This window comes from Aeromicrobium phragmitis, assembly GCF_003674095.1.
Lineage (GTDB): Bacteria > Actinomycetota > Actinomycetes > Propionibacteriales > Nocardioidaceae > Aeromicrobium > Aeromicrobium phragmitis.
On record NZ_RDBF01000007.1, the window covers coordinates 20,995 to 32,955 of the forward strand.

The 11,961-nt window shown below is 69.8% G+C and carries 11 protein-coding genes and 1 tRNA gene; 4 read left to right on the top strand and 8 right to left on the bottom strand.

Annotation, left to right across the window (positions count from 1 at the left end; translation table 11 throughout):
- Positions 1-20: 20 nt before the first annotated feature.
- Entirely contained in the window at positions 21-1,181 is a 1,161-nt protein-coding gene (locus tag D9V41_RS10335; RefSeq protein WP_121794493.1) for a glycosyltransferase family 9 protein, read from the top strand.
- Here the strand turns inward: D9V41_RS10335 and D9V41_RS10340 are convergent.
- The 7 genes from D9V41_RS10340 to D9V41_RS10370 are packed head-to-tail and all read right to left on the bottom strand — an operon-like array spanning position 1,147 to position 7,780.
- Complete coding sequence (locus tag D9V41_RS10340; protein WP_121794494.1) at positions 1,147-1,860, bottom strand: SDR family oxidoreductase; 714 nt, start codon at positions 1,858-1,860, stop codon at positions 1,147-1,149. The genes D9V41_RS10335 and D9V41_RS10340 overlap by 35 nt on opposite strands.
- A 30-nt stretch (positions 1,861-1,890) precedes the next feature.
- The gene (locus D9V41_RS10345; protein WP_121794495.1) at positions 1,891-3,270 is read right to left on the bottom strand and encodes a PfkB family carbohydrate kinase; all 1,380 of its coding nucleotides are present in this window, start codon (positions 3,268-3,270) and stop codon (positions 1,891-1,893) included.
- Positions 3,267-3,887 (bottom strand): D-sedoheptulose-7-phosphate isomerase, encoded by a 621-nt coding sequence (locus tag D9V41_RS10350; RefSeq protein ID WP_121794629.1) that lies wholly within the window; start codon positions 3,885-3,887, stop codon positions 3,267-3,269. The genes D9V41_RS10345 and D9V41_RS10350 overlap by 4 nt, the downstream gene beginning before the upstream one ends.
- Positions 3,888-3,895: 8 nt before the next feature.
- Positions 3,896-5,146, bottom strand: coding sequence for a glycosyltransferase (locus D9V41_RS10355; RefSeq protein ID WP_121794496.1), 1,251 nt, complete (start codon positions 5,144-5,146; stop codon positions 3,896-3,898).
- On the bottom strand, positions 5,143-6,147 hold the full coding sequence (locus tag D9V41_RS10360; protein ID WP_121794497.1) for a glycosyltransferase: 1,005 nt from the start codon (positions 6,145-6,147) through the stop codon (positions 5,143-5,145). Before D9V41_RS10360 ends, D9V41_RS10355 begins: the two co-directional genes overlap by 4 nt.
- On the bottom strand, positions 6,144-7,202 hold the full coding sequence (locus D9V41_RS10365) for a glycosyltransferase family 9 protein (protein ID WP_121794498.1): 1,059 nt from the start codon (positions 7,200-7,202) through the stop codon (positions 6,144-6,146). The genes D9V41_RS10360 and D9V41_RS10365 overlap by 4 nt, the downstream gene beginning before the upstream one ends.
- The gene (locus D9V41_RS10370; RefSeq protein ID WP_121794630.1) at positions 7,199-7,780 is read right to left on the bottom strand and encodes a D-glycero-alpha-D-manno-heptose-1,7-bisphosphate 7-phosphatase; all 582 of its coding nucleotides are present in this window, start codon (positions 7,778-7,780) and stop codon (positions 7,199-7,201) included. The genes D9V41_RS10365 and D9V41_RS10370 overlap by 4 nt, the downstream gene beginning before the upstream one ends.
- A 107-nt stretch (positions 7,781-7,887) precedes the next feature.
- On the opposite strand from D9V41_RS10370, the gene D9V41_RS10375 reads away from it, so the two are divergent.
- The gene (locus D9V41_RS10375; protein ID WP_208006825.1) at positions 7,888-8,832 is read left to right on the top strand and encodes a glycosyltransferase family 9 protein; all 945 of its coding nucleotides are present in this window, start codon (positions 7,888-7,890) and stop codon (positions 8,830-8,832) included.
- A 128-nt stretch (positions 8,833-8,960) separates the two neighbouring features.
- Here D9V41_RS10375 and D9V41_RS10380 read toward each other — a convergent pair whose 3' ends face one another.
- Positions 8,961-9,824: a 3-hydroxyacyl-CoA dehydrogenase gene (locus D9V41_RS10380; RefSeq protein WP_121794500.1), complete on the bottom strand. Its 864-nt coding sequence runs from the start codon at positions 9,822-9,824 to the stop codon at positions 8,961-8,963.
- A gap of 368 nt (positions 9,825-10,192) precedes the next feature.
- Between D9V41_RS10380 and D9V41_RS10385 the strand changes: the two genes are divergently transcribed.
- Positions 10,193-10,266 (top strand) — tRNA-Pro (locus D9V41_RS10385).
- A gap of 833 nt (positions 10,267-11,099) precedes the next feature.
- Positions 11,100-11,960 carry a hypothetical protein gene (locus D9V41_RS17590; RefSeq protein WP_133434167.1) on the top strand — a complete coding sequence of 287 codons (861 nt, stop codon included), beginning with the start codon at positions 11,100-11,102 and terminating at the stop codon, positions 11,958-11,960.
- Position 11,961: the final 1 nt, after the last annotated feature.

Consider the following 11,961-nt stretch of genomic DNA (forward strand, 5'->3'; position numbering starts at 1 on the left):
TGCGAGAACGAGGAGGTCCGATGGCGAACGAGGCACGCTCGGTCGAACCGCGGCACGGAGTCGGCCCGGTGCTGGAACCCTTCGAGGACGTCCGGCGAATCGCGGTGCTGCGCGGGGGAGGCTTGGGCGACCTGATGTTCGCCATGCCGGCCGTCGAGGCGCTCGCCGCGGCCTATCCCGAGGCGACGATCACCCTGCTCGGCAGCGCGTCGCACGCGGCGCTTCTGTCGGATCGCCCCGGTCCGGTGGACGAGGTCGACGTGCTGCCGGTGAGCGAGGGCGTACGGCCGCCGCGCGACGGTGAGGTCGAGGATGAGGCCGAACTCGAGCGGTTCTTCGCCCGGATGCGTCAGCGCCGCTTCGGCCTCGCCGTGCAGGTCCACGGTGGCGGCCGGTACTCCAACCCGTTCCTGTTGCGCCTCGGAGCTCGGCACACCGTGGGAACCCGGACCCCCGATGCCGCGCACCTCGAGCGCGTCCTCCCGTATCACTACTACCAGAACGAATTCATGCGGGCGCTCGAAGTCGTCGGCCTCGCCGGAGCCGCGCCGGTCTCGGTGGAGGCGACACTGCACGTGACCGCATCGGAGCGTCGGTTCGCCGAGGACCTGCTCGGCCAGCTGGGCGCGGACCGGCCCATCGTCGGCATCCACCCGGGTGCGACGGACCCGCGGCGGCGCTGGCCGGCCGAGCGATTCGCCGAGGTGGTATCGAGCGCCCTCGCCGAGGGGGCCGCGGTCGTCGTCGTGGGCGACGAGACCGACGTCCCGGCGGCCGATGTGATCGTCGCGCAGGCCGAGCACGAGGCGCCCGGCCGGCTGCGTAGCCTCGCCGGCAAGCTCGACCTCGGCGAACTGTGCGCTGTGCTCGAGGCGTGCGCCGTGGTGATCGGCAACGACAGCGGCCCGCGCCATCTCGCGCAGGCCGTGGGTACCCCGACGGTGGGGATCTACTGGCTCGGCAACGTCATCAACGCCGGCGCGCTCGGCCGGTCGCGGCACCGGGTCCACATGTCGTGGGTGACGCACTGCCCGGTGTGCGGCATCGACGTCACCCAGGTCGGGTGGACGGCGGAGCGCTGCCCCCACGACGAGTCGCTCGTCGCAGGGATCAGCGCCGCCGCCGTCTACGAGGACGTCGCGCAGCTCACGGCCACGAGTCCTCTTCCTCATGACAGATGACGAGCTCGCGCATCTCGCATCCCCGCGGCTGCGCGAGGGCGAAGACGATCGCGTCCGCCACGGCCCGGGGGTCGTTGAGCCGCGAGTCGTCCGCCGGCTTGTACTGCTCGGTGCGGTCGTCGAAGAACCGCGTCTTCATCCCGCCCGGCGTCACCATCGTCACGCCGATCTCGCCGCTCGTCTCCGCCGCGAGTGAGCGGGAGAATCCCACCACCCCGAACTTCGAGGCGCAGTAGGCGGTGGCGTCCGGCAGTGCGCGGTGCCCGAGCGTCGACGCCACCGTCACCACGCGACCATGTACCCGCTTGAGGTGCGGCAGGGCTGCCCGGACGGTGGCCGCGGTGCCGATCAGGTTGACGCGGATCACGAGTTCCCAGTCGTCGGCGGAGACGTCGTCGAGGCGCCCGCAGCGGTCGAGGCCCGCGGCCGTCACGACCGCGTCGAGACCGCCGAGCGCCTCCGCGGCCTGCTCGACCGCGTCGTTGACCGCGGCGGTGTCCGCCACGTCCACCTGGAACGACTTGGCCGAGGTCACGCTGCTGGTGTCGCGGTCAAGCACGACGGGCGTCCCGCCGGCATCGAGAACGGCTTCGACGACGGCGGCGCCGAGACCGGAACCACCTCCGGTGATCAGGACGCGGCCGGGGTTCTTGATCGTGATCGTGCTCTCAGTCGTCATGGGTGTTTCCTTTCTCGGGGGATCGTGGCTTCAACCGACTTCGGCCAGCGCGGAAGCGAGGCGCGTGGTCGAGCGAGCGGGATGGAACGGCACCGTCACGGTGCGTCCGCCCCAGGTCTCGAGCAGCCGGGACTCCGGCAGCTCCTCGATGGTGTAGTCGCCGCCCTTGACCCACAGATCGGGCTGCAGACGCGAGAGCGCCGCCTCGGGCGTGTCCTCGTCGAAGATCAGGACCGCGTCGACGCACTCGAGGGCGAGCAACAGCTCGGCCCGATCGTCCTGCCCGATGATCGGCCGTGACTCGCCCTTGAGGCGGCGCACCGAGTCGTCGGAGTTCATGCAGACGATGAGGCAGTCGCCGAGCTGACGAGCGGCCGCGAGCGTGCGCGCGTGGCCCGCGTGAAGCAGGTCGAAGCACCCGCCGGTCGCGACGACGGTGCCGCCGGCCTCACGTGTGCGGTGCGCGACGCGCAACGCGGTGACGCCCTCGCCACCGAGTTCCACGGGGGCCGGTTCCTGGTCGAGAGAGCCGACGCCGCCGCGGGCGAGGAACGAGCTGGCGTCCTCGACCGCGCGCTGCGCCGCATCGCCCAGGTCGGCTCCGGTGGCGAGCGCGGCGGCGAGGGTGGCGGCAAGTCGGTCGCCCGCCCCGCACGTGTCGGGAGCATGGACCCGTGGCGCGGGGAGGACGTGCGGGGTCGCCTCGCTCCCGCGCGTCAGCAAGGCACCGTCACCGCCGAGCGTGACCAGGACGGCGCCGACCTGCCATCGAAGCAGCAGCTCGCTCGCCGCCGCGGTGGCAGCGGGTACGCCGGTGCCGCCGACATCGCTCAGGCGCAGGGCCTCGGACCGGTTCGGCGTGACTACCGCGACTCCTGAAACGGGGGCGGCGCCGGACGGATGGGGGTCCCACACGACCGGAACACTCGGCGCCACTTCGGACAGGCGAACCCGCAGCCGCTCGTTCGCGGCGAGTCCCCGTCCGTAGTCGGCGACGATGATCGCGTCGGCGGCGCTGAGCGCGGCGAGCATCTCGTCGGTCACCTCGGGGACGGGGACGGGCTCGCACCCGTGGTCGATGCGGGCAACGGCGTGCCCGTTGGCCCGCAGCCGCGTCTTGACCGGGGTCGGCCCGGTGGAGGGCCCGGCGACGAGGCGGACTCCATCCAGGGCCTCCCGCAGCCGCCCGGCCGCGTCGTCGTCGGCCATGACCGTCACCAGGGTCACGTCGTGTCCGTCGTGGGCGAGGAGCCTCGCCACGAGTCCGGCGCCACCGGGCCGGCGGTCCTCGTCGCCGACATCGACGACGGGCACCGGCGCATCCGGGCTCAGCCGCTCGGACGCGCCGTCCAGATCGACGTCGAGCAGCACATCGCCGACCACGACGAGGGACGGGGAACGGCGGCTCATCGCGCGCTCCTCTTCACTTCGGCGTCGAACACCCGGCACATGCTGTGCACCGCGATGAGGTGGCCCTCCTGGACGTTCGGCGTCGCCCCGTCGACGGCGAGCACCTCGTCGCCGACGAACTCGGCGAGGGGATTCGGCGCGGGCCCGGTCATCGCCCAGACCGAGACGCCGACAGCACGCGCGGCCTCGGCGGCGGCGAGGAGGTTCGGGCTGCGGCCGCTGGTGGTCAGCAGCATGAGCACGTCGCCGGGTCGACCGTGCGCGCGGACCTGGCGGGCGAACACCTCGTCGTACCCGTAGTCGTTGCCGATCGCGGTCAGCGAGGAGGTGTCGGCGTGCAACGAGATCGCCGCGAACGGTTGCCGGTCCCCGTCGAATCGGCCGACGAGTTCGGCGGTGAGGTGCTGTGCCTCCGCCGCGGAACCGCCGTTACCGGCGACGAGCAGCCGTTGACCCGCCATCAGGCGGTGAGCGAGCTCGGTGCCCCAAGCGGAGATCAGGTCGGCTTGCGACTGCAGCGACTGCAGGGCCGGGGCGACGGCGTCGAGGTGATCGCGCACGACTCGCGTCGGGGTCGCCTCCCCGGTGCGCGAGGTGGTGGTCGGCGTGGACGTCATGATCGGATTCACAGCGCACTTCCCTCGATTCGTTGCAGCTGACCGCTTCGGCGCGACAGCGTGGTCTGGTAGGCACGTTCGGTCTCCGCGGCGATGCGGTCCCACGAGTAGCGGGCGTGGACCCGTTTCTGCCCGGCCGCGCCGAGCTTGCTGCCGAGCGAGGGGTCATGGAGGAGTTCGGCGAGTGCGTCGGCGAGCGACTCCGGGTCCTGCGGGGGCACTTGTAGACCGGTGACGCGGTCGACCACGGTGTCGATGAGGCCGCCGACGGCCGCGGCGACCACGGGCACTCCGCACGCCATCGCCTCGAGCGGCACGATGCCGAACGGCTCGTACCAGGGGGTGCAGACGACGGCGTCGGCGCTGCGCATGAGGTCGGGCATGTGGTCGCGTGGCACCTGGCCGCGCAGGATGACCTGGTCCTCGACGCCGAGCTCCCGGGCGAGGGCGCGCAGCCGTTGTGCCTCCGGGTCGCCCGCGAGCTTCTCGGCCTCGGCGCCGCCGCCGACGATGTGCAGCTCGATGTCGTCGAGACCCGCGTCACGGAGCAGGCTCAGCGCGCGGATCGGCAGGTCCAGACCCTTGCGGGGGACGAGGCGTCCCACGGCGACGAGCCGGTGCCGGCGAAGCCGCGGTTCGGCGGGACCCGTGCGGGGGAAGAGCGACAGGTCGACGCCGCACGGCACCATCGAGATGTTGCCGGTCGGCACGCCCATGGACTTGAGCTCGAATACCTCGTCCGAACACGTGGCGACGATCCGGTCGGCGGTGCGACCCACCCAGGGCTCCAGCCAGGCACGCGCGGGCGGGCTCGTGTCGTCGGCGCCCTGGTGTCGGCGCTTGACGGTGCCGAGCGCATGGAAGGTGTGCAGTGCCGGGACCTCCGGTCCGTCGGGTCGCATGACGGCATCGAGCGTGGCGACCCCGGACATCCAGAAGTGGGAGTGGACGACGTCCGGTGGCTGGGTGGCCCAGTCCTTGGCGATCTCGTCGGCGAGTTCGCTCATGTAGGGCAGCAGATCGTCCTTGGGGATGTGCCGGGACGGTCCCGCGTCGAGATGGACGACGTCGACGCCCGGGCACAACGGCACGGTGCGGGGAAGATCGGGGTCGTCGCGTCGGGTGTAGACGGTGACGTCGTGCCCACGTCGCGCCAGCGCCGCCGACAACGCGGCGACGTGGACGTTCTGTCCCCCTGCATCCACTCCGCCGAGCGCGGCCAGCGGGCTCGCGTGCTCCGATACCATCGCGATCTTCATGCCAGAATCCCTTCCTCCGTGGCGTACGCGGGCCGGGAACCGGCCGCGACGGACGCCAGCACGTCGTCCCAGTCGTCAAGGAACCGTTGAAGCCCGAACCGGGCCAGCGCCACCTCCCGGGCCACGGCACCGCGGCGGCGGGCCTCGTCCGGGTCGGCGACGAGCCGAGCCGCCTCCTCCCGCAGCTCCTCGACGTTGGTGGAGATCGCGCCGGCCTCCGGGGGCACGGCGCGGATCGCCTCGGTCGTGGCGAGCGCGACGACGGGCATGCCGAGGTGCATCGCCTCGATGAGGGCGAGTCCGAGTGACGTCCAGCGGAACGGATGCAGGTAGACCCGGCAGTGCGCGAGTCGCTCGTGCAGCCGGGCGGTGGGCAGGTCGCCGTGGACGATCAGCTGGTCGGGACCAAGACCGACCGCGTCGGGCAGCGAGTCGCCGCCCATGCCGAACACCTCGACGGGCGCGCGGTCAGCGAAGCGGGGCAGCAGGTCGGTCCCAGCGACACGCCAGCGACGGACCGGTTCGTTGACGACGACGCCCAGCGTGGGCAGGTCGCCGGAGTACAGCGCACCCGGGTCGTTGACGCCGTGCTCGATCACCCGGGTCGGTGCGCGACCGCTGTCCCACATGAGGTCGTTGAAGTGGGTGACATGGATCAGCGGGATGTCGCTGCGTTCCGCCAGCGGATGCACGCTGGTGGGGACGTCGCCCTTGGGTGTGTTGTGCTCGACGAAGACCGCGGGGATGTCCCGACCGGGCCGGGGGCCCAGGAGGCGCTCGCACTCCTCGATCTCGTCGGTGCGTTGGAGGATGACGACATCGACGTCCTCGTGGCGCAGCTCCTCGGGAGCGACCTCGCGCGCGGCCGCGGGCCAGTCCCGGCCGCCGCGGCCGAGGCCCCACGGGCCACCCTCGGGCGTCGTCGGCAGCAGATACTCGTGCTGACCGCGGACGATCGCGTCGGTCCAGGCACCGTGGACGTGCCACAACAGGATCCTCATGCGTTCCTCTTCTCTCTACGGCTGCTCAAGGACGGCACGCGGTGGGCGAGACGCTCGACCGCCTCGACGACCTCCTCGGGCAGGACTCCGGCAAGACAGGGGTGGCCGGGAACGGGGCAGTTGCGGGCGCGGGTACCTCGGCAGGGCGCGTTCTGATCGCCCAGCAGCTCGACCGGCACGCCGTACGGGGCCCAGCGCAGTGCCGGGACGACGGGGGAGAACAGGCTGACGACGGGTGTGCCGACCGCGGCGGACAGATGCGCAGGGCCGGTGTTGCCGCTGATCAGCACTTCGGCGCCGGCGAGGATGCCGGCCAGCCCACGGAGATCTGTGCGGCCACCGAGGTCCAGGCCGTGCTCGCCCGCGACGTAAGCGGTGAGGTCGCGTTCGCTCGGGCCGCCGGTGACGACGACGCGATGGCCCGACTCGGCCAGCAGTTCGACGGTGGCGCGGTGGCGTTCCGCCGGCCAGGCGCGGGCGGGGACGGCGGCACCGGGATGCACGACGTGGTACGGGCCGGTGCCGACGAGCTCGGTGACGTCCGGGACGTCGCGAACGCGCAGCAGACCGGAATCGCCCTCGGGCAGTTCGTAGCCCGCGGCCCGCGCGATGGTGAGCGCGCGTTCGGTTTCGGGCTGGTCCTCGGGGAAGTCCTCGCCGGGTTTGAGCCGGACGTCGAGCAGGCTGCCGGCGAAGTCGACGGACGCCCCGGCGATGAACTCGACGCCGGCGAGCCGGAGTTGCAGCGCGAGGGGGAGGGGCGACTGGTGGAACGAGGTGAGGATGACCGCGCGGTCGACGTCAGCGCCGACCACGACGTCGTGAAGCTCCTGCAGATGCTCGGCGGTCACCGCTGGGGGAGGGTCGACGATCCACGGGGCGGCCCAGGTCACGACGTTCGTCACACCCGGCAGGAGCGCGGCCGCGGGGGCACCCTGCGGACCGCAGAGCATCACGACCTCTCGGTCGCCCTGGCCGGCCACCGCGCGGACGGCGGGACCTGCGAGCAATACGTCGCCCGCACTGTCGAGTCGTGCCACGAGGACGCGGCTCAACTGACGCCTCCTACCGCGGCCGCCTCACTCGCCTCCTCCAGATCGAGGGACGGGAGCAGCAGGCGCACGGCTTCGGCCAGCGAGTCGGCGCGCAGGGGTGCGGCGGCGATCTCCTGAGGCCGGGTGATGAGCGTGGGCACCATGACGGCGCGGGCGCCGGCGGTGCTGGCCGCCTCCACGTCGGCGCCGATGTCGCCGATCATCGCGACCCGCTGCGGCACCGTGCCGAGGCGGCGGCAGGCCTCGCGGATCATGCCCGGAGCCGGTTTGCGGCACTCGCAGCCGTCCTCCTGCACGTGCGGGCAGAGGACGGTCACGTCCACGCCACCGACGAGTTCGGCGACCCGGGCGTTGACGGCGTCGGCCTGCTCACGGGTGATGAGACCGTGGCCGATGCCGGACTGGTTGGTGACGATGCCGACGGCGATGCCAGCACGACGAAGGGCCCGGACCACGGTGTCGGCGCCGGGCATCAGACGGACTTGGTCGGGGTCTCCGTTGTACGGGACATCGACCACGAGAGTGCCGTCGCGATCGAACAGCACGGCGTCGAGCGACGGCTGCGAGGAGTAGCTCATGACCTCCACATGCCCTCTGACGTGCACTTCTAAACGTCCGAGGCGCTACTTCTTCTTCTCGAGGGGTCGAGTCGCGCACTCGTGTCGGCCGGGGCATGCTTCACTGCGTGTCGTTTCCGTACTCCGATGACCGGCCCGTTCTGCTCGCGCTGCGGGCGCTGAAGCTCGGCGATCTGCTGGTCGCCGTCCCGGCGCTCCGGGCCCTGCGGAGGGCGTTCCCGGAGCACCGGATCGTGTACGCGGCGCAGGGGTGGCTGGAGCCGGTGGTGCGGCTGACCGGGAGCGTCGACGAGCACCTGCACGTGCACGGGCTCGACGAGCCGATCCCGCTGCCCCCAGGTGTGGTGGATGTCGCCGTGAACCTGCATGGCAATGGGGCGGAGAGCCGCGGGCGGCTGGAGGCGCTGGAGCCGCGGCGCCGCATCGGACATCAGGCACCCGGATGGGAGGGCCCGGAGTGGGTGCTCGGCATCCACGAGCGGGAGCGGTGGTGCCGGTTGCTCCAGGGGCACGGCATCGACGCGCATCCGGGCGACTTCCGGTTGGACCCCCCGGCGGCGGCCAACCCGGTGCCGGACGCCGCTGTCGTGCACGTCGGCGCCGCCTACGGCAGCCGGCTGTGGCCGCTCGACCGGTTCGCCGCCGTGGCGCGGGAACTGCGCGACGCCGGGCACCCGGTGGTCTTCACGGGAAGCGAGGGGGAGCGACCACGAGCGCTGGAGGCGGCACGACGCGCAGGGTTCGAGGAATCGACCGTGGTCGCCGGCACGCTGGGGCTGGGGGAGTTCGCGGCGGTGGTGGCCGGTGCGGCGGTGGTCGTCGCGGTCGACACCGGCGCGGCGCACCTGGCGTCGGCGTACGGGCGCCCGTCGGTGGTGATCTTCGGTCCCGCGCCGCCGAGTGAGTGGGGCCCGCCGCCCGGACACCACATCGCGCTCACCGACGAGTCGCAGCGCCGAGGCGACGTCTTCTCCGACGATCCCGACCCGGCGCTCCTGGCCGTCACGGCCGCCGACGTCCGCGCCGCCCTCGTCGACCTCGGCGTCCTCTAACCCCGGCCCTCCGGCCCGAGATGTGGTCACTTTCGTGTCCTCGCCCGAGATGTGGTCATTTACGGGCCACCACGGGCACTCGGCGTGACACGAAGGCGACCACATCTCGCGGCGGAGCCGCGCGGGTCTCAGCCCTCGGACGGGTAGGTGTAGAAGCCCTCGCCGGTCGCGACGCCGAGCTTGCCCTGGTCGATGAAGTTCTCCTTGAGCAGCTGGGCGAACTTCTGCGAGGTCTCGTCGCCCATGATCGACACGTTGTAGGCGGTGGTGAGGCCGACGACATCGAAGATCTGGAACGGGCCCATGGGAGCACCGGTGCCGATGCGCCAGGTCTTGTCGACGGTCTCGGGGTCGGCGACACCGTTCGCGTACAACGCGCCGGCGGCGTTGAGCAGCGGAACGAGCAGCGAGTTGAGCACGTAGCCGGGCTGTTCCTTCTTGATCTCGATCGGGACCATGCCCTGCTCTTCGGCGAATGCCACGACCTTGCGGTACACCTCGGGGTCGGTCTTGGAAGTCCCCATCACCTCGGCGGTGTTCATCGCCCAGATCCGGTTGGCGTAGTGCAGCGCGAGGAACTTCTCGGGGCGGCCGGTCGCCTCCATGAAGCTGCTGGGCAGGAGCGTGGAGGAGTTGGTGACGAAGACGGTCTTCTCCGGCGCGGCCTCACCGACCTTGCGCCAGGTCTCGTTCTTGATGGCCGGGTCCTCGGGGACGGCCTCGATCACGAGGTCGGCGTCTTTCACGGCATCAGCGATGTCGGTGGAGTAGCGAATGCGCTCGAGCGCGGCGGCCGACTTGCCGCCCTTGGCGCCCTCGACCTCGGCGTCGTAGGTCGTGGCGAGGCCGGCGAAGCGCTCCTTGGCCTTGGCGATGGCGTCGTCGTTGATGTCGTAGGCCGTGACCTCGAAACCTTGGTAGGCGCTCTGGTACGCGATCTGTGAGCCGAGGACGCCGGTTCCGAGCACGGTGACGTTGGTGAAGGTGTTCATCGGATGGTCCTTTCCTGGGTGGGGTCAGACAGCCGCGGGCGGTCGGGTCGACCTGTGCGCGGGATTGCGGGGCGACCGGCGGTAGCGCGGTGAGCGCTCGGGCCGAGCGAGGGGAGAGGGAGAGGAAGGAACGACGCTGCTGGCGACATGCGGCCGGGCGCGCGAGAGGCGGAAAGGTGCTGTGGCTCGAGGCGTTCGCGCCGCCCAGTGGCCGGGGCGCCCATCTGCTCATCTCCTCGGTGATCGGAGTGATCACCCTCATTTCCGAGCCTAGTCCGACCCGCTGGGGCCACAAGACGAGCGCGTGTGAGATGCCAGACCTCCCTGCCGGCGGCGGCGAGGGGTGCGCTAGTATCGTCGAGTTGTCACGGGCTGTGGCGCAGCTTGGTAGCGCACTTGACTGGGGGTCAAGGGGTCGCAGGTTCAAATCCTGTCAGCCCGACGTATGTGATCTCTCAGGAGATCGGAGACACCCGAGCCTGCGGTGGTGGGTTCGGGTGTCTTTGTTTTTGGGGCTGGCAGTCGCGGCTGGTGTCGATGTGTAATTCGCGGGCGAGTTCGCCGGTGGTGCCGTTGACGACTCTGACCTGTATGTCGGCGATGAGCAGGATGTCGTGGATTCGTCCGCGGCGATGCGCAGAGTGAGGACGCCAAGGTTCAGAGCCATGATCGGCCTCGACGAGCTACTTGCGCAGAATCAGCAGTAGCCAAGCTCTCGCTGTTCGAGACCGCGATTCGAATGCCGCTTCTTCCTCGGAGTACCATCGGACTATCCGTAGCCGGCATGCTCAGTGACCCGGCGCGTGAGGGCCGCTTCTGCCCGGCTCAGACCCTCCCTGGTGCGGTGAGGATCAGCCATGCTCCCGACATCCCCAAGTCAGCGCACGTCTTGCGTGAGGTGGGACCTGCCGGCCGGAACGTCCTAATCCCTCCGGCTAACCGGCCGTGGAGTCTCAAGACGTCGACAAAGACCGAATCTTTGAGTTGTCCAGAAGTTGGGTGGTCGCGCTCGAGTCGACGCGAATGATGAACGCTTTCGCGGTGAGGATTAGCTGTCCAGTGGCAGGCGACATGGCCGCGGCCTCTCCATCGTAAGCCAGCTTCAGCGTCGACACGCCCGTGACCGGCTCTCGGCTACAGATAGATACCGATCGCGCTAAGGTAACCTCGCCAAGGACGTCGGCTGGGTGGAGCAACGAGATCGTCGCAAACGTGCAGCCAGGTACTTGACTTTGATCGCACCACCGAGCAGCCAGCTTTTGAAAGGGAGGCGCCTTGCTTCCTTGGTTCCGTGAGCGGCTCTACCTCGTCGCCCTCCTCGTTTGCATCGCTGCAATCGCTGGTCTTCTCACCGTGGCCGCGCACGGGCCGGGCGGGCGCGGTTGGTCCCTCGATCAGACGACATACACGGCACTTTCGACAATTTTCAGCACGCTATTGAGCGTTGGCCTTTTGTCCTTGATCGTGGAGCTTTTCCTGCGTGAAAGCTACGCCCGTGCATTGCGGCGCTTCCTAGGGCTCAAAGCGACGCTAGTGGAGTCTGGTTTAGTCGATGTCGTGAGCGATAAGCCCAGTGACCTATTGAAGCGGATCGAGGGCGCCACGGAAATCAAGGCGATTGTACGCGATCCTAATGCGTGGGTTCTGGCATACTATTCCAGCGTGATGAAGGCGGCGGTTAAACGTCCGGTAAAGGTCGTCCTACTGTTCCCCGACGTGGACAGTGACTACTTTAATTCAGTTGCGGAGAGTCTCGATTTTTCCGCCACCGAACTGCGACAGAACATCGAACTAGCGATGGGTGCGTTGAAGCAGCAATGGGGCAGTGCAGGGCCAGTGCATTCGGACTCCTCAATCGTAGTGAAGACGACCCACCTGCCGTTATACGAGATCATCTGCGTAGACCAGTATGCTGTTTGCTCACTAGAAGCCTCGGTCGAGCACCGGCAAGGCGCGCGCCGAATAGTGCTCGTTTTCGAGGGAGATCAGAGTGAGTCGACCTGGTTCGCGGAGCAAATCGAGTCGGCTAGTGAAGCAGGCGAAGTGTGGGCCGCGGATGGCCGGACGCCTGCACCAAGTCGGAAGAACCGGATCCCGCAAGCGCCGGACGGTACTACGCGGGACGGAAAGGTCTGAA